Below are 18,465 nucleotides of genomic sequence, written 5' to 3' on the forward strand. Positions count from 1 at the left end.
GATGAAAAGAATGACTTTGAGCTTTAAAAAGACGATTAGTGTTTTAATGGTTTGCTTGATTGTATTTTCAATGGTATTTGTTGCCCCTGCATCTGAGGTCTTTGCAGCCAGCGATGTAACAGTAAATTTATCTGCCGATAAGCAAGTGATTCGTGGTTTTGGAGGAATGAACTACCCTGCTTGGCAAGGTTCGGATTTGACAGCTGACCAAAGAGAGACTGCTTTTGGTAATGGTAATGGTCAGTTAGGTTTTTCTATTTTAAGAATACATGTAGACCCGGATAAAACTACTTGGTCTAAAGAAGTGGATACTGCAAAAGCAGCAATTAAAAACGGTGCAATAGTTTTTGCCTCACCATGGAATCCCCCTGCTGACATGGTTCAGACTGTTAATGGTCAAAAGCATGTTATCCCTGCAAAATATGGCGCATATGCACAGCATCTGAACGATTTTGTTGCGTATATGAAGCAAAATGGCGTTGATTTATATGCTATTTCAATCCAGAATGAGCCGGATTACGCAAATGAATGGACCTGGTGGACTGCACAAGAAATGCTTACTTTTATGAAGGATTATGCCGGAACTATCAATTGCAGAGTAATAGCACCTGAATCTTTTCAATATATTAAAACTATGTCAGATCCCATTTTAAATGATCCTCAGGCTCTTGCCAACCTGGATATTCTCGGTGCCCACCTTTATGGTACTCAAGTGAGCAATTTCCCATATCCTCTTTTCAAACAAAAGGGAGCAGGAAAAGATTTGTGGATGACGGAAGTTTACTATCCTAACAGTGAAGCTAATTCCGCCGATCGCTGGCCGGAAGCATTGGAAGTTGCAAACCATATGCACAATGCAATGGTTGAAGCAGAGTTCCAGACATATGTATGGTGGTTTATCCGCAGACAATACGGCCCTATGAAAGAGGATGGTACCATGAGTAAGCGTGGTGCTATGATGTCTCAGTTCTCAAAGTTTGTTCGTCCCGGATATACTAGAGTTGACGCTACAAAGAATCCTAATACCAACGTTTTCGTTTCTGCTTATAAAGGGGATAATAAAGTTGTTATTGTTGCAATCAACAAAGGCACTTCTGCAATAGGTCAAAAATTTATTATGCAAAATGGTGCTTCAGCATCAGCAACAAAGGTAGCTACATGGATAACTGACAGCAGCAAGAATGTTGCAGCAGGTTCAGATATTAATGTTTCAGCAGGTACATTTACAGCTCAACTTCCTGCTCAAAGCGTTACAACCTTTGTTGCAGACCTTGGAACTCCAACACCGGTTATTAAATTAGGTGATATTAATTCAGACGGTGCCATAGATGCACTGGATTTAATGGCTATGAAAAAGCATCTTTTAGGAATGGAAACCTTGGCCGATATAAAGCCAGCTGATTTAGATGCTAGCGGAACAGTAGACGCATTGGATTTCTCACTGCTTAAACAATACTTACTGGGTAAAATAACTACTTTCCCAGGTAAAATTTAAGTATAATCAAATACTATCTGATTGATAATAAAAGCCCCCAAGAAAGCGAATTAACTTTCTTGGGGCTTAGATTTTGTTCAAAGGAACCCATCCTTATATCCCAAAGTTCGAAATATTATAGGCAGCGAAATATCTTACAGGGTATGTACAATAATTACCATTATCATCAGGTTGATTATAATACACTGGTGATACGGATTCATAGACAATATATGCATAGGTAGTACCCATTACTACACCCTCTGACAAGGGAGGAAGTGTTGTTGTGCTTTTCAATGTGGGTATCTTTGTGCTTTGATTCCATGTGTATGAATACAATTTTGAATCATTTGTTCTTCCATAAGATGAGGATATCATCATTCTGTCCCCTCTGACTGAAATACCCTGGGTTTTAAGAGGAACTGAAATCTGGAATTGATATGGAAGTGTTGGACTGGTTGATGTCTTACCCTCTACAGCATAGCAGCGTGCAAATGAATTGTCTTGATTTGTATTATCGAATTGTGCAATCCAAAGATAATTGTTCACTGCGTCATAACACATAGTTGAAGCTTGATAGCTCAAATTAGCTACCCTGTTATATGAGATACTTAAGACTGTATTTTTACACTCGGCTAATTTGGAGTATTTAAAACATCCAACGGCATTTCCATTTGAAACCCATATGTTGCCGCTTCTGTCGCAGTCATAAGCTACTCCTCCTACATGCGCAGTGCCGGGTAATTTGATTGTTCCAAAATAAGATTTGTCACTCTCATTAAAAACATATATGACTGAATTATGTTTAGTGGTTTCTTCACAACACGCAGAAATTAACAGATAATCCCCTGCAAAGGTAATTCCTTGCGGAACCATTTTTGAGCATCCGGCTGACAAAGACGAATTTCTCACAAGATTGTAAATATCATATGTGGCTGCTGGCGAGGGGTATGATGCCGCAGAGGTAACAAAGCTGCACATTACTGCGAAAATAACTGTAAGAGTCAATAAATTTCTAATTGCATTTTTCATTTCAATAGTCTCCTTTACGTTTATATTATGTTATTCAAAAGTAGTTCCTGTAAAATCAACATTCGGAAAAAGATTGGGATCAAATGATTTATTATTTTTGAATTTACAATTAGTAAATTTAACACCATTAGATAAATGAACTGTCAAAACATCACTTGAAGTATTATCAGATATCTCACATTTGTCGTATACAATATTTGTTGAAGAATCAATTTCAATCAGATTAAAGTTTTCACACTTTCTGATTACACTATTTGCAAACACAAAATCTTTGCAATCATATAATGTCATTGCTCCATATGTACACTCTTCAACTATGGAATTATTAAATTTCAAATTCTCAGTATCTTTTGCTATAATCCCGTAAGTTCCACATCCATATAAAATGCTGTTTGATATATCTATATCCTTTGATAAATCAAAGTTAAATACACCTCCTACACACTCACCCTTCTCTATGGTATGCCCGGCTTTAACATTCTTTATAGATATTTTTCTGGAGTTTATAAACGTCAGAACATTTGCATATCTTGGCTCAACAACTATTTCAACGGGTTTATCCCCCAAACCTTCCAACGTCAGATTATTAATTCCATCCAGTATTAATTCATTACCGTCGTACACACTTTCCCAATAAATATTTCTACTTTTACTGTAATCCTGATTCAAATCTGAAATATTATAAGTTCCCGGTTTCAGCTTAATATGTTTATTAGAACCAAGTGCGTCAAACAGTTCATTAACATTAGAAACCGTTACTTCTTTAGCTTTTGAATCAGGTTGTCTTCCTATATAAATACTCTTTGCCTTTCCATCCCAACTAACGTCTTTTCCAAGAGCCTTACTTAATGCTGCAACAGGTAAATATGTAATTCCCTTTGAAATAAAAGGCTTAATATCTTTACCGTTAGCGTCCTTAGGTTGGAAAATGACTCCATCCACATAGATTTTAATGTTATCATACATAACTGATATCTTGCTTTCTATAGGTGCTGCAAAAACTGTTACTCCCAATGCAAATGCCCCCATTATTACTGAAAATATTATTCCTGAAAAGAAGCCCTTAAGTCTATCCTTGTTTTTCATGTATACACCTCCGTAATTTAATGTTTTATGTATATTTTACCATATAATAACATATTTAGGTAATAACGAAACCAAGCATTAAACTTTAATTGTAATAGAATGGGATAATAGGAAAGTATAAAATATATTCCTATTATCCCATATAAAAGTTCTAAATCACCTTTGTTAGAAATTTGCTTTTCCTAACAAGAATGACTTATATAATGCCAAATCCATAGCATCAACACTGCCGTCATTGTTTACGTCAGCATTCTGAATTGAAGTATCTCCATTCAAAAGAGCCTTCTTAATTAATGCAAAGTCTATAGCATCCTTTTCTCCGTCACCGTTAACATCACCTAAGTTAATAATAGGTGGTAGTTCTGTTCGGCCTTCTTCATCAAGGAAAGCTGACATCCATGCCAGTGGAGCGTTCCAGTTTATGGCTAATTCGTTTGTTGACCAAGATTCGATATTATCCACAAAGCATTTTTCTGCAGCCATTTGACCTGGCTTCCAACCTAAGCTCTTAACCCAAGGATCCTGTAATCCTGAGTTAGGCCCACCTGACATACATCCGGCAGGTGGCTGCGGGAATGAATTGTCTGCCTGATATGCCCAAAAACGGTGATGTGGATTTTCAAGGGGGTTATCACCATAACCTGTTACATAACTCTGAACGTTCGGGTTACGTCCGAGGATATAGTCCATTGCGGTTATAGCACCGTTTAAGTATTTGTTGCGACCATTGAAATTATATCCGCTGAATAAATAAGCATATGACATTACGATTGCATTATTAACAACAAATGAATTTGAGCCCCAAGGGAATCCGGTTAATGTATCAGATAATTTCTTTTCTTCTATAGGTACTCCATAACCCTGCACCTGTTCAATTGATATGAACTTGTCAGCAGCTGCCATGATGTTATCTTTGGCTTTGGCTATATCGGCTGCAGGCAGACCATTAGGAACCAGAGCAAGAGTTATTGTTCCCATCCCGGCTGTATTATCCAAGTCAAAACATCCTGTAGGTCCTATATCTTCACCACCGGCTAATTCAGTAGGTTCCTGGAGATAATGAGGTGAGCTCTTTATGTAGTCGAGATACTTTTGAGAACCTGTAGTAACATAAAGTTCGCAAGCTGCCCAGTAGAAATCATCCCTAAAATAGGTTTCAGCGTAAGTTCCACCAAGAGCACTACTGAGCGGAGGATATATATTAGGATGTGCAACAGCTGCATCCCATGCAGCTTCGGCTGCAGTTAAACACTTAGTTGCGAAAGCAGCATCATACTGTTTCCAGAGACGTGAACCCTGTGCAGCTATTGCAGCAAGATTCAAGGTAGCAACTGTTGTCGGGGGCTGCAAGTAACGCTTCATAGTATCCTGGTCAGGACGTGTGGCAAGTTCTAGCCAACGCTCGTCACCGGCTTTGTGATGAACCATACCGGCCAATGTATTTCCTGCCGGTACCTGCATATTCAATAAAGTCTTCAAATTATAACGAGCTTCATCAAGAATATCAGGGAAGCCATTGCCGCTTTCAGGAATGTTCAATGAACCGTCTATAAATGGAGTAACTGATGTGTCTCCCAAGTAAAGTGCGCGTTCATATGAATTCATAAGAGTCCAAGTAGAAATACCGCCGTTAACCACGTATTTACCATAGTCTCCTGCATCGTACCAACCACCTGTTACATCCAGTGTGTAGTTTGCACTGTAATCTTTTGTTGGGTCGGGAGCCAGTATATCAGTGGTGTGTCCAGCAGGACGAGCCCATTGTGATTGATCACAGTATGGCATTTCTATTGTAATACCACTTCTGTGATGATAAAAATATTTAATTGAGTCATATTTCATTTTGGAATAAATATCATTACCAATATTAAATGGCATACTTTCATTGTCAGTCGGGTGGTCTGAAGTATTGGCCTCAGGAACATCTGTTACTATCTTGTAGCCTGTACCCACTGTTCTGTAATTTGAGAAATCAATAATATGAACATTGTTACCTGATGCATGGTCATACCCCTTAATAGTTGATTTGCCTGCAAAAACTACTGTGCCTGTACTATTAACTAACTGCCAGTTGATAGGAATTGTTGAGCTTGTAGCTACTGTTGCAATCTTATCAGAATTCGGATAAAATCCTTCCTGATTTAAACGTACAACATTTGTAGGCTCTGGTGCAGTCTTTGGATATCCTATAAACTGTGGGTCCTTAAGGTACATATCATCAAAAGTAAATGTTATTGGTCGGAAAGTACCGGTATATTCTGAGGGTGCCATACTTCTATCCGGAGCAAGGTGAAAAGCAAATTCAACGTTGCTCTTGTCTCCCTTTTCTTGCTTAAATGTCTGAGTTACAGTTGTTGGTTGATTAGCCTTCAATTGCAGAAATTCCCACTGACCTATATGCCAGTATTCATAATAAGGATCACCCTGGTCACCGATTCTGGGATAGATTAGACAATCTCTATCAGCGGTAACAGTGAACTGTACAGTGTAAGTATGTCCCTGCAGCAAAGTAAGTCCTCTGTGACTTAGCTGAACATCCCATCTCTGTCCGGTTGCAGCACTACCAATCTTTGAAACTGTTATTTTGAACTTACCGTCAGCTGTAATATCGAAATTAGCTGTTGCGGGGTATGTTTCAACCACGCGCCATGGAAGACCAATTCCATTGTCAAAGGTGTGGTTTCTAATCAAGTCGCCAGCACCTTCATACTCGCCTGCAGATGCTTGTACTACACATGTGGATAGAATAAGCACTATTGCCATAAGCATAGCAATTTTTTTTACTAACCTTTTTTTCATATTTACCTCCTAATTAAAATTTTATTTTTTAAGCCCATTCAACAAATACGTGTTTCATGTAGGCATTAAAAACAATATCTCATTGGAAAAATTGCTTATCGATAGAGTTAGAGGCATTAGTGCGTAAATATGTTTTTGAAGAATGAAGTAAGAAAGTTTTAACTTTGCTTAGTAAAAATGGTAAGAATATTCCTTAACTCAGGAATTTTTTATGTATCAACTATTGATTATCGTTTGGTTATGATGGTTCTTATTTATATACAATATTTTACCATATTACGTTGAATTAGTAAATTTTGTAAATTTTCTTTAACCTCTTTATCAATATATACCTTGTTATATTATCAGGTGTAACAACCGTTTCAGCTCTTAATAGAAAACACCACTTAATAGATGTACCAGTGATATGAAGTTGTTAATCATCAGTTTTTTACACTTAATATAGTGAGAGAATAATTGAATTTAGTCGCAGAGGATTAGGGATAAATTCTTTGTATACTGATATCCCATTCATTTATTTTTTTCATTATTAATCGTTTATGGAGGGTTACTATGGGAAAAATTGAAGTTGCAACACAATGGATGATTGACTTGGCAAATGATAACACCCATGGCTATGATCAGGGATATAGGTGGGGTGAGTATGGTGACTATGATTGTTCTTCTGCCGTCATTACTGCCTGGCAGACTGCAGGTGTACCGGTAAAAAGCAATGGTGCGACTTATACCGGTAATATGAAAAATGTTTTTCTTAACACCGGTTTTTCTGATGTAATATCATCAGTAGTGCTATCAAGCGGTTCTGGCCTGGTACGTGGAGATGTGTTATTAAATTCAACTTCACATACTGCAATGTATATCGGAAACGGACAAATCGTTCATGCAAGTATAAATGAAAACGGTACTGTAACCGGAGGACAAGCAGGAGATCAAACAGGAAAAGAAATCTGTATCAGAAGCTATTACAATAAACCATGGGATTGTATTCTCAGATATAATGAAGGAAGTACTCCCCCAACAAATGGTAATACAATTGTACAGAAGGGACAGGTTCAAGCTAACAACTTTACCGGTTCCAGCATTGCTACTGATGGCATAAGAGGGGCTGAAACAAAAAAGGCAGGTATTAAAGTTTTACAAACTGCCATGAATTTAGATTATAATGCAGGTCTTGTAGTTGATGGTATTTGGAGTACTACATCAAGTAATGCTCTTGGAAATCATTATGTAACTGTCGGAGAAACTCAATACATGGTCACCGCAGCTGAAATTCTGGTAATGTTACGTGGATATGATCCAAATGGTGTAGAATATCCGGGAATATTTGGCTCTGGACTAACATCAGCAATAAATTCATTTAAAAGTGCCAATGGCTTACCCGCAAATGGGGTATGTGACAGCTCTACTTTTCTTTCACTTATTAGTTAATAAGTAAAAATACAATGGTTAATTTCAAATTTTGTGTAAACTTCCATGATTGATATTAGAATTAATATCAATCATGGAAGTTTTTTATGGGAAGAAATTTGTCAGTAATACTGCTTTTAATACCACTTTACTTTCTATAATTAATATATTCTTACACTTTTTTCTATTGTTCACTATTAAATTGCTTTGAATGAATACTATCCCCAAAATATAACAATAAATTAACTGTAAATAAATAAAAAAATAGTTGATAACTGGTAAAATCAGTAATATAATCAATAATATAATTAAAATTGGAAGAAATGTTATTTAATAGGCGAATCTAGGGATAGAAAAAGGGGATAAAAAATAAGGGATAAAAAGAGGAATAGGAGTAGAGAATATGCTGAAAAGAAGACCGATAATGGAAATAATGGAATCTACGAAACAGAATGATGTGATATTTATACAACCGCATCTATTAACAGATGAGCTAAAACACGAACAAAACAAGATTGTTGTAGAATTCTGGGAAGCAATGCATAAACATGCCGTTTTATTAGGTGATATTCCATCGGAACCTAATCATGGCATTTTTTTTATAGCCGGAACTTTACTGAAGGCAGGGTATGCTGTTGATGCTCTTGATTTTTACGCTTATGACCGTTACCTGAGATACAAGGAAGGAAGAAAGATTGAGTATAGTGATATTGAAAATGCAATAAAGACTAAGAATGCAAGGGTTTATGCCATATCTTCTAAAACTGTTGCAATTAACAGAGCTATTGAGATAGCAAGAATAATTAAAAAGTTCCACCCGGAAGCAATCACAGTTTTTGGAGGGCTCCATCCCACACTTTACGGTGAAGAATTGTTGAAAGAACATTCTGATGTGGTTGACTATGTTTCCAGAGGAGAAGGAGAGGATAGTACTCTTGAATTTTTGGAATACCTCGATGGAAAGAGAGGTATTGAGGAAGTCAAGAACCTGATGTATATGGGGAAAGATGGCAAGGTTGTACATAATCCGAGAAGACTTGTTACAGATGTAGACATAGACAATCTTCCATTTCCGGCATATGAATTGATTTGTCAGGAGTCTAGTCCGATCGTACCTAGAGTTCTTGCTGCAAGAGGCTGCCCGCATGGTTGTGCCTTCTGTACTATTACTCACTATTATGATAGAAAATTTAAGCTAAGAAGTCCTGAATCGGTTATAAGTGAAATACAATATATGAAAGATAATTTTGATATTGAATTTTATTGCATGGGTGATTTGACCTATTCAATTAATCGTGAATATGCACACCAGATTTGTAATTTGTTGATTGAGAGAAAATTAAACAATATCAAATGGTGGTGTCAGACAACCGTTGGAAGATTGAATGCTGAGGACCTTGCTTTAATGAAGGAGGCTGGATGCATTCAGGTGGCCTTTGGAGTAGAGGCTGAAGACCAAAGTATATTAAATAACGTTGATAAACCTCATGCAGCAAGTAAAACGGAGGTTCAATGTCAACTCGTTAAAGATGCAGGGATGACAGTTCAAACATACTGGTTAATCGGTTTGGGCGGAGATACCAAGAAATCGGTTGAGCATAGAATACAAAAGATCAAGACCTTTATTGAGACAGGGTTGACAGATTCAATACATATTTCGGTTCCTGTTCCATTCCCCGGAACTCCTATATGGTATGAGCCTGAAAAGTACGGATATACAATAAATCATACTGATTTCAGCAAATACTGGATGAACTGTGATGAGTTAGGGTATGGAAAGCCAGTGTTAAATACTGAAAAATTATCGGCAGACCATCTTTATATGTATTGGCAGTTAGCATTATCTACTGCAACGGCAAGCTTTGAAAAAGTTGCAAAAGAGCAGGCCAACAATTTTGCGCACTTCCAGCCTAAAGGATTATTTACACCTAAAAGCGAAAGTGAAATGCCTGCATTTGTATAAAGACTTTTATAGATTGGTGAATTAACAGAGTATGGTGCATATATTTTCAATAGCCAGTTATGGATTTTGGCTTTCGATAAGTCTGATATTGCCAATAGGTCCACAGAATATGTTTATTTTATTACATAGCCTTACACAGAAAAACATAAAGCATGATTTTATTATTGCAAGTGCAGCAGCCTTATCCGATACAATTTTGATTTTTTTAGGTGTTAGTGGATTCGCAAATATAATATCAGAGAACCAGATTGTAATATATGCACTGTATATTTTCTCCGTAGGATTCCTTACGTACATAGGAATTAGCCTTTGGCGAAGAAAGTTGCAGGTTGAGCAAATAAAAGGTGAAGCCTTTAACAAGAATCTGTTACGGAAAAGTATGCATATATTTGCTATATCAATGTTTAACCCACAGGCTATTTTAGATACTGTTGTAGTAATAGGCATTGCATCCGTTGACTACAACAATACCGCCGATAAGTTTATATTTGGTTTAGCATGTGTACTTACATCTTTTATATTTTTTTACACTATTGTAATCATAGGAAAACTGGTTAATTCCAACATAAGTCAAAGAAATTATAAGTTGTTGGATCGCTTATCTGCAATCCTTATGTGGATTTTTGCTTGCAGATCGTTAATTAAGCTTTTTTAAAGCTAGGTCTTTATAGTTGATTTGAAGGAGGCTAGCTGTGAGTAATGCTAATTTAATAACTCTATTTGATAAAGCTGTAGAAATATATAGAAATGAGCCTGCGATTATTTTCGAAGGAAAGACCATAACATATACCGAGTTAGAGAATAATATAAACAAGCTGGCTGAATTATTAATACATAAAAATATAAAAAAAGGTAATTATGTAGGCGTTTGCATAAGAAAATCACCTGAACTGATATATGCCGCAATGGCAGTTCTGAAATTAGGTGCGGTTTATGTGCCGTTAGCTCCTGAGTATCCTGTGGCCAGAACAGATTATATAATTAAGGATGCTGGTATTGATTCACTTATTGCCGATTCTGATATGCGTAACAAGTTTAATGTGAAAAATGTGGTTTGTCCCACAGAGGACCTCTCTGAAACAAATGTCCCTAAAATAGCAACAGAAATAATGCAGCAAGATGATTTGGCTTATGCTATATATACCTCCGGTACAACGGGAAAACCCAAGGGAGTTATGATACATTGCGGAGGGTTTTTAAACAGGATTCAGTGGCAGAGAAAATATTTTAATGTTGATTCAAAGGATAGAGTTTTACATAAAGCACCTATCGGCTTCGATATTTCTTTGTGGGAAATGTTTTTACCCTTAGTATCCGGTGCAGCTTTGGTTATATCCAAAGAAAACGGATATATGGATGTTGAATATATTATAAATCTTATAGAAAGTACCCGGGTCACAATCTCTCAGTTTGTTCCTTCAATTTTACGTATACTTGTAGAATATACAAATACCAATGGCAACAGTAAGCTGGCCTGCTTAAGAAAAATCGTAAGCAGTGGAGAAGAACTTACTTTTGGTCTGCTAAAGGCATTTACACAGCACTATCCCAACATAAAGCTATACAACTTTTATGGACCTACAGAGGCTTCTATCTGTGTTACAGCATGTTGCTTAAACGAATGTGAACGCAAAAGCTATGTTCCGTTAGGTGATGCTATAGATAACATGGAAGTGTTTCTACTGGATGATGACAACAGGCTGATTACTGATAGTCATATTAAAGGTGAAATATGTATAGGTGGAATAGGAGTAGGAAAGGGCTACATTAACAAGCCTCAGGAAACAGAGTATGCATTTTGCAAACACTACAGCAGAGAGGGCGAGGTAATGTACCGAACCGGTGATATCGGCTACTACTGTGATAATGACCTTGTATATGTGGGACGTAAGGACCAGACAGTTAAGATAAGAGGAAATAGAGTAGATTTAGGTGAAATCGAAGTAAAAATATGTGAAATACATCAGATAGAGGCTGCGGTTGTAAAATGCTTTAAGACAGAACAGGAATCACAGATATTGGCGGCTTTTTATAAGCCGGTTAATAAGGATTCAGATAGTTTGAAAATTCAGGAACTTTTAGCAGGGTATTTAAAAAATGAATTACCTGCATATATGCTTCCTCAGCAATATATTAAAGTTGATGAGTTTGAGCTTACGTCAAACGGCAAAATTGACAGGGAAAAGCTTAAACTTGAAGAAAAAACATCCCGGATAAATGAAAATAATGGCTTCTACGGAGATAAGGATAAAAAAGCAATAATAATTGAACTTTTCACTAAATACCTGAATTGTGAAATTTCTGAGGATGATGACTTCTTTATTTTAGGAGGGTCCTCTCTGGAAGCAATTCGGATGATTATGGAAATTAATAATGAACTGAATATTTCGTTAAAATACACAGACGTAATGCTGGACCTTACCGTTAACGGTATAGTTAATGCATGTGATTGAGTGTGAATATAATGCACGGGAGGTTAAACATGTTTGAGCTAGATGTTAAAGTTATTACTCGGGAGCTTAGTTTTGAAAACTTCAAATCCCACTTTACCAAACCTCTAATATACTACATGGTTAATAAAAATGATGATATGTCATTTTTTATAACGTATGTGCTTGTTGATTTTAATAATAATAAAATGACATATATTTATTCATATAGTGACAGTAACAAACAAATATTGGATATGCAGGACGAAATAGAACGGTATCATATGTCAAAGTGTCCGCATAATTCAATACAAGTAAAGGAAAATGAGAGTTTTTTGACCTTCAATGAGGATGAAAAATTCTTTACTTTTATTAACTACGTTGAAAAAAAGATGTATGTCTGTACAATGAAGGATTTAATACCTGAGTCGGAAATTAAGTTCGAAAAAATCAGCCATACATTTTATAAAGACGATACTGATGCATCGTATTTTTATCTGTCTGCGGTAGATACTGAGCAAATACTACATATCTATAGAATATCTCTTGATCTGAAGGATATTACCGAAGTCAATTCTTTCGAAGGAAAGCCAATCCCTCCTCATGTATTACGGAACCATAAGGACTATTTTTTCTTAAGTGATGAGTTCCGTTACTCACAATTTGAGCTAACAAATAAGAATAAGATTGTTACCCAGGACGAGCTAAGTCGTATGTATTTTAAGCTATCCGTTAAACTTAATGTCGGACGTGAGGTTCCAATGAGTTTTCGTGAGGAAAGAGCGGCATTATATCAGGAGATGCGCAGAAAATATGGAATAAAGTGCATGCAAGGCAGGATTATGATGATCAACCGCAAAACCAACGAACAGACTTACTATAATACAACAGGTGGAAGTCCTGCTCACTTTGAAATCGACAGCAAACAAAACTGCGTCTATACCTCTGCTCATAACTTTTTTGGAGTAAAAGACGGAGTAATCTATTTCGAGCCTGCAATAATAGACAAGTTTGAAATTGTTGATGACAAATTGGTACATAAGGGAGCATTCAGTTATGAAAAGGGATATCGTTATACGTCCCACAAGATATTCAGTGTAGGCGGAAAAACGTATATCTGTACATTCGGTCAGCCCAACAGATTGATTTTTGCCGATGCAGATACAATGGAGCTTTTGTTCTATGAGGATATAGGAGAAGACGAGCTGAGCAGTCAGGATGATGTCAGTTTGTATATAAACTCCTGCGGAAACAACACGGAGATTATTGCTATTGAGGTTTCACCTGACAATAAGCTCATAGTTTTTGTAGACGGCACATATCTATATTTGTATGATTTTGAAAAACGTCAGATTTGTAAAAAAGTCAGTCATGGATTTGATACCGGAAATGATGGTATCAACATGGAGGACTTTAAGATTAGAACAGTGCATTTTAACTACTTGAGCTAATATTACGATTAGGAGAAAAATATGAAAATAGAGATTAAAGAATCAAATGAAAACTATAATTTGTATGTAAAATCAGTTGACGGAAAACAAGTTTTTATCACGATTGCAAATCAAAATAAAGACCAGGATATATTGAAGACCGCTTCACTGTTATACAAAAAAGCCTATGAGATATTAACCAAGTATAACATAACAGTATTTCATGAAAGGTTTTTCGGAACCAGCAAGTTTTATCATGATGTACAGAAGATAAGGGCTGAGGAACTAAAACTGAATACACAAGACAAATGTTTCAGTTATATTGAAGGTTCTCCTTATTGGGGTGAAGGAATATCAGGTATTAACGTACACGGTATCATTTTGTGTGATGAAGAGATTAAAGATGTGGAGTTCAACGGAATAGTCTGCGGGAAGTTGTATAAGACCGATGCGGTGGACTATATGTTGGTACATACCGTTCATGGCAATAAGGAAAGTGACTACTATGGGCAGACATATGAGATGTTTCAATCAATGATTCAAGTCCTTAACAAATACGACTTTCAGCTTAAAAATGTTATAAGAACATGGATTTATTTGGATAAAATTTTATTACTGTATGATGAGTTCAATAAAGCACGTACAAAAGTATTTTTAGAAAATGGGTTATGGTCTGATTCCGTTGCTGTTGATAAAACTGAAGAAATATACATGCCTGCAAGCACCGGTATCAGCTGCGGTAATCCCCACGGATTGACTGTAATCTCAGATGTTTTGGCTATAAGAACTAAAAATTATGAAAAATTTAAGTTCACAAGTGAATCGGGTAAAGCTCAGAAGTCTGCAATGCGTTATGGTTCCGCTTTTTCAAGGGCTATTCTGCTGGATGACAAGACAAGCAAAAGCAAATATGTTTATTTATCCGGTACGGCATCAATAGATGATTTGGGGAATACAGTATATCTTGACGATATCGGATTGCAGATAGATAAGACATATTCCGTAATTGATGCCCTTTTGGATATAAGCTCAATGAAATTAAACAACATGACTGAAGGAACGGTATTCTTAAAAAAAGCAGAGTACATAGATGCATTTATTGAATACTGCAAAAGGCGAAATATTGAGTTGCCCGCACTGATTACAGTTGCAGACGTGTGTAGGGATAATTTGCTGTTTGAAATGGATGGAACATTTGCAGGTGGGTGTTAGGTATTTATGATAAAAGGTGGAACAAGAAATGTTAAGATATTTTAATATTATAGTTAAATTTTTAAAATATGCATTTATTCAGGCTTTGGAATATAAGGCTAACTTTATTCTGGGAGGCTTGTTTGAGTTCTTGTGGGTAATTCTAAATGTAATTTTTTTCAAAGCATTATATCAAAATACCACTTCCATTGCAGGATGGTCAGTAGATGAAGTACTGTTACTGGTATTTATATGCGGACTTGTAGATAGTGTACACTCATTTTTCTTTGCATCAGGATTTATTGACATACCAAACCTGATACGGCAAGGAAATCTGGATTTACTTTTATTAAAACCCATTAACAAAAGATTCTTTCTGTCTTTTCGGTTAATCAATGTCGGTCAGATTTTAAATGTAATCTTCAATGTAGTAATGATTATAATTTATACAAATAAGATTACCACTAATTTAAGCCTGCCCGATGTATTGTTGTTTATACTGCTGATAATAGGTGCACTGGTAATAGTAAACGCCTTCTACTTCTCATTATCCATGCTGGCTTTCTGGGTTATCAAGGTTAATGCGATTATAGGCTATTCACAGGAATTATTTACAGTTGGTAATAAACCTATTAATGTATACCCGAAAATAATACAGAAAATATTTACTTATTTGATACCTTTGGGTGTAGCATTCAGTTATCCGATTTTATATCTATCCCATAAGTTATCGACTTCCAGCTTAATTGCCGGATTTGTAATTGCAGTTATCTTTTTTGCATTATCCCATGTTTTATACAGACAAGGTATAAAAAAGTATACAAGTGCTACCAGCTGATGATTTATATAAGGAGAGGTAACAATGAAGGTCATAAATGTAAGAGATATTTCAAAAACATATCAATATTATAAAAAACAAGAGGGAATAAGGGGCAGCTTAAAAAACCTGATACATAAGGAAATCCCGAGTAAGGAAGCTGTCAGGAATCTCAGTTTTTCTATTGAAAAAGGGGATATGGTAGGGTTTATTGGGATGAATGGTGCAGGTAAAACTACAACTTTGAAAATGTTATCCGGAATTTTGAAGCCTACATCCGGTGAAGTTGATGTTTTAGGATACAATCCCTTTGATAAAAAGAACGACTTTTTAAAGAGAATATCAATGGTAATGGGAAGCAGAAGTCAACTGTGGCTTGATATACCTGCAATAGAGGCATTTGCCCTGAATAAAGAAATCTACGGGATTGAAGAAAAACAGTATAAAGATACACTGGACGAGTTGGTTGAGCTGTTAAATGTGGGTCAATTAATCAACACTCAGGTAAGGAGATTGTCTCTGGGTGAAAGAATGAAAATGGAGTTGATTCTTTCACTACTGCATTCACCGGAGATTATTTTTCTGGATGAACCTACTATAGGTTTGGACATTGTATCACAGAATGTTATCCGTAAGATGCTTAAAGCCTACAACCAAAAACATAATATTACAATAATACTAACCAGTCATAATCTGGATGATATTGAGACAGTATGCAGCAAGCTTATGATAATAGACTCGGGGCAATTGATGTTTAATGGACAACTGGAGGATTTTATTCAAAAGCAGACATCAACAAAAATTCTCAGGATTAAATGTTCCAGGGATCCTGCCAGAATTAAGGCGGTAATGGGAGAACACAAGGTTGAAATTCTCAGTGAAGATAATGAGAGAATGAATGTAAAGGTAAGCAAAGAAAGTGTTATGCAGCTGACAAATATATTGATGAGCGAATGTATGAATGACATAAAAGACATCAGTATAGAGGAGGCAGACATGCAGGAGATTATCTGTAATTTATATATATAGTATTGGAGAAATTTATTTATGAATAAGTATTTAAAAATCATGAATACTAGTTTACAGAATAACATGGAATACAGATTTCAGTTTATGACTACAATTATCTGCTCCTTCATTCCGTTTGCTGTAAACTCATTAATCTGGTTGTCTATCAATAATTATTCATCTGATCTTTATGGGTATTCATTAAATGAAATATTTACCTATTATTTTATTATGATGATTGTTAACAACCTTTTGCAATGTGATATTGCTTACACGGTTTGTGACGATATAAGGTCCGGGACCATTATACCTTATTTGTTAAAGCCTTTGGACTATATGGGCTATCACTTGTTTAACGAACTGCCCAGAAAAGTAGTGTTTATTATATGGGGAGCTGCTCCGACAGCAGTTTTATTCCTATTTATCAGAAAATCACTTACCCTGAGCTGGGATCCTATTTTGATTGCACAGTTCATGGTCAGTCTTATTATCGGAATACTCATCAGCTTTCTACTGTACTATTTATTGGGATTGCTGGCTTTTACATTTTCTCAGGTTGGAAACTTTATTATGGGGTATGGAGTTTTACTAACAATAATATCAGGAAAGATATTTCCGCTAACGCTTATGCCCGGGCTTGTTAGAAGAATTTTAGATTTTACGCCTTTTCAATATACAGCATACGTACCGGTAACAATTTTGCAGAACAAGTATGGTGGCTATACCGAAGTATTTGGTGTAATAATGCTTGGAATTGTATGGATTGCCGTATTATACGGAATTTGCAGATTACTCTGGAAAAACGGATTAAATAAATACTCTGCATTCGGTGGTTAATAACAGAGGTTAATGGATTTAGGGGGATAGATGGATACATACATATCTAATATAAGCTATGCTACAGGTGAACAAAGGGAGATTGTATCATTGTCCGGTAATGGAGTAGATGAGCGTACTATTGCAATGTTCTCAAAGTTCGGACTTAAGTATTACCGGGAATTCAACGGGTCAATTTATGATCTGGCAGTAAAGGCGGCTGAACAAACTCTTAAGGAGAACCACAATCAAATAGAGGAAATGATTTTTACCACAGGAAGCTTCCATTCCCAACCCGAACCGTATAACAGGATTTCAAACATCAGAGAGTTGAACACGGTAATTAACAAACTGGGGATAGCTGCTTATCCATATGGAATATTTCTATCTGATTGTGCAAATGTAATCTCCGCCATACATATTGGAAAGAGTTTACTGTGTGAGAACCCGGATAAGGATATACTGATTGTTTCATCGGATGTTACAGGTCAAACGGAATCGAGAATTGTACCACCCGGTTCCTCAATAAAAAGCGACGGAGCAGGGAGTTGTATAATATCCGGTAAACCCAATGGAGCCAGCTTTATGATTCTGGCAGTTAAACAGTATCATAATAGCAGAATGCTGAATAATTCAGGGTTTGCAAATTATTCTATTGAACTTATGAAATGTATGGACTTCATTAAAGATGAGTTCTTTAAGGAGGGCAGCGGCAACTACAAATTAGTTCTGGTGAATAACTATAGCACCGGGTTTGCCAGAAGTCTGGCAAAACAAATCGGTATTCCCGTAGAAATAATATATACGGAGCAAATTGCCGGTTATGCTCATTGCTTTGCATCAGACATATTCATAAACTTATCAAAATTGATTGCAGACGGGTGTATATCCGATGGAGACAATATTCTTGCCATTGCATCAGGGCCCAGTTCTATCAGTGGAATAAGCCTTAAATATGTTAATAAATAAAGGGTATTAAAATAAATCTATTAAAATATATCAGAAAAGAGGAG

The 18,465-nt window shown here is 36.1% G+C and carries 14 protein-coding genes; 11 read left to right on the forward strand and 3 right to left on the reverse strand.

Features of this window, described 5'->3' with window-relative positions; translation table 11 throughout:
• Nucleotides 1-10: 10 nt before the first annotated feature.
• A complete protein-coding gene (locus CLO1100_RS02800) occupies nucleotides 11-1,495 on the forward strand; it encodes a dockerin type I domain-containing protein (protein WP_014312240.1) in 1,485 nt (494 codons plus the stop codon).
• 93 nt (nucleotides 1,496-1,588) lie between these two features.
• Here the strand turns inward: CLO1100_RS02800 and CLO1100_RS02805 are convergent, their stop codons facing one another.
• The 3 genes from CLO1100_RS02805 to CLO1100_RS02815 form a co-directional block, all read right to left on the reverse strand.
• On the reverse strand, nucleotides 1,589-2,506 hold the full coding sequence (locus CLO1100_RS02805; RefSeq protein ID WP_014312241.1) for a hypothetical protein: 918 nt from the start codon (nucleotides 2,504-2,506) through the stop codon (nucleotides 1,589-1,591).
• 30 nt (nucleotides 2,507-2,536) lie between these two features.
• Complete coding sequence (locus tag CLO1100_RS02810) at nucleotides 2,537-3,592, reverse strand: right-handed parallel beta-helix repeat-containing protein (RefSeq protein WP_014312242.1); 1,056 nt, start codon at nucleotides 3,590-3,592, stop codon at nucleotides 2,537-2,539.
• Nucleotides 3,593-3,757: 165 nt separating this feature from the next.
• Nucleotides 3,758-6,391: a glycoside hydrolase family 9 protein gene (locus CLO1100_RS02815; protein WP_014312243.1), complete on the reverse strand. Its 2,634-nt coding sequence runs from the start codon at nucleotides 6,389-6,391 to the stop codon at nucleotides 3,758-3,760.
• 552 nt (nucleotides 6,392-6,943) lie between these two features.
• Here CLO1100_RS02815 and CLO1100_RS02820 point away from each other — a divergent pair.
• The 10 genes from CLO1100_RS02820 (at nucleotide 6,944) to CLO1100_RS02865 (ending at nucleotide 18,421) form a co-directional block, all read left to right on the forward strand.
• Nucleotides 6,944-7,819 (forward strand): peptidoglycan-binding protein, encoded by an 876-nt coding sequence (locus CLO1100_RS02820; RefSeq protein WP_014312244.1) that lies wholly within the window; start codon nucleotides 6,944-6,946, stop codon nucleotides 7,817-7,819.
• Between the two features lie 382 nt (nucleotides 7,820-8,201).
• Nucleotides 8,202-9,761, forward strand: a complete 1,560-nt coding sequence (locus CLO1100_RS02825) for a radical SAM protein (protein ID WP_014312245.1) — start codon at nucleotides 8,202-8,204, stop codon at nucleotides 9,759-9,761.
• A 31-nt stretch (nucleotides 9,762-9,792) separates the two neighbouring features.
• Nucleotides 9,793-10,416 (forward strand): LysE family transporter, encoded by a 624-nt coding sequence (locus tag CLO1100_RS02830; RefSeq protein WP_041700144.1) that lies wholly within the window; start codon nucleotides 9,793-9,795, stop codon nucleotides 10,414-10,416.
• A gap of 37 nt (nucleotides 10,417-10,453) precedes the next feature.
• Complete coding sequence (locus CLO1100_RS02835) at nucleotides 10,454-12,214, forward strand: non-ribosomal peptide synthetase (protein WP_014312247.1); 1,761 nt, start codon at nucleotides 10,454-10,456, stop codon at nucleotides 12,212-12,214.
• 29 nt (nucleotides 12,215-12,243) lie between these two features.
• Complete coding sequence (locus CLO1100_RS02840) at nucleotides 12,244-13,641, forward strand: hypothetical protein (protein ID WP_014312248.1); 1,398 nt, start codon at nucleotides 12,244-12,246, stop codon at nucleotides 13,639-13,641.
• 21 nt (nucleotides 13,642-13,662) lie between these two features.
• A complete protein-coding gene (locus tag CLO1100_RS02845; protein ID WP_014312249.1) occupies nucleotides 13,663-14,832 on the forward strand; it encodes an endoribonuclease L-PSP in 1,170 nt (389 codons plus the stop codon).
• A 28-nt stretch (nucleotides 14,833-14,860) separates the two neighbouring features.
• Nucleotides 14,861-15,649 carry an ABC-2 family transporter protein gene (locus CLO1100_RS02850; RefSeq protein WP_014312250.1) on the forward strand — a complete coding sequence of 263 codons (789 nt, stop codon included), beginning with the start codon at nucleotides 14,861-14,863 and terminating at the stop codon, nucleotides 15,647-15,649.
• 24 nt (nucleotides 15,650-15,673) lie between these two features.
• Entirely contained in the window at nucleotides 15,674-16,657 is a 984-nt protein-coding gene (locus CLO1100_RS02855) for an ATP-binding cassette domain-containing protein (protein WP_014312251.1), read from the forward strand.
• 18 nt (nucleotides 16,658-16,675) lie between these two features.
• Complete coding sequence (locus tag CLO1100_RS02860) at nucleotides 16,676-17,473, forward strand: ABC-2 family transporter protein (RefSeq protein ID WP_014312252.1); 798 nt, start codon at nucleotides 16,676-16,678, stop codon at nucleotides 17,471-17,473.
• Nucleotides 17,474-17,503: 30 nt separating this feature from the next.
• The gene (locus tag CLO1100_RS02865) at nucleotides 17,504-18,421 is read left to right on the forward strand and encodes a 3-oxoacyl-[acyl-carrier-protein] synthase III C-terminal domain-containing protein (protein ID WP_014312253.1); all 918 of its coding nucleotides are present in this window, start codon (nucleotides 17,504-17,506) and stop codon (nucleotides 18,419-18,421) included.
• Nucleotides 18,422-18,465: the final 44 nt, after the last annotated feature.

It is taken from the genome of Clostridium sp. BNL1100 (assembly GCF_000244875.1).
Taxonomy (GTDB): Bacteria; Bacillota; Clostridia; order Acetivibrionales; family DSM-1351; genus Ruminiclostridium.

Bases quoted from the DNA above. Each gene is read 5' to 3' on its own strand.
- CLO1100_RS02800 (WP_014312240.1), top strand. From the start codon at position 11: ATGACTTTGAGCTTTAAAAAGACGATTAGTGTTTTAATGGTTTGCTTG.
- CLO1100_RS02805 (WP_014312241.1), bottom strand. From the start codon at position 2,506: ATGAAAAATGCAATTAGAAATTTATTGACTCTTACAGTTATTTTCGCA.
- CLO1100_RS02810 (WP_014312242.1), bottom strand. From the start codon at position 3,592: ATGAAAAACAAGGATAGACTTAAGGGCTTCTTTTCAGGAATAATATTT.
- CLO1100_RS02815 (WP_014312243.1), bottom strand. From the start codon at position 6,391: ATGAAAAAAAGGTTAGTAAAAAAAATTGCTATGCTTATGGCAATAGTG.
- CLO1100_RS02820 (WP_014312244.1), top strand. From the start codon at position 6,944: ATGGGAAAAATTGAAGTTGCAACACAATGGATGATTGACTTGGCAAAT.
- CLO1100_RS02825 (WP_014312245.1), top strand. From the start codon at position 8,202: ATGCTGAAAAGAAGACCGATAATGGAAATAATGGAATCTACGAAACAG.
- CLO1100_RS02830 (WP_041700144.1), top strand. From the start codon at position 9,793: ATGGTGCATATATTTTCAATAGCCAGTTATGGATTTTGGCTTTCGATA.
- CLO1100_RS02840 (WP_014312248.1), top strand. From the start codon at position 12,244: ATGTTTGAGCTAGATGTTAAAGTTATTACTCGGGAGCTTAGTTTTGAA.
- CLO1100_RS02845 (WP_014312249.1), top strand. From the start codon at position 13,663: ATGAAAATAGAGATTAAAGAATCAAATGAAAACTATAATTTGTATGTA.
- CLO1100_RS02850 (WP_014312250.1), top strand. From the start codon at position 14,861: ATGTTAAGATATTTTAATATTATAGTTAAATTTTTAAAATATGCATTT.
- CLO1100_RS02855 (WP_014312251.1), top strand. From the start codon at position 15,674: ATGAAGGTCATAAATGTAAGAGATATTTCAAAAACATATCAATATTAT.
- CLO1100_RS02860 (WP_014312252.1), top strand. From the start codon at position 16,676: ATGAATAAGTATTTAAAAATCATGAATACTAGTTTACAGAATAACATG.
- CLO1100_RS02865 (WP_014312253.1), top strand. From the start codon at position 17,504: ATGGATACATACATATCTAATATAAGCTATGCTACAGGTGAACAAAGG.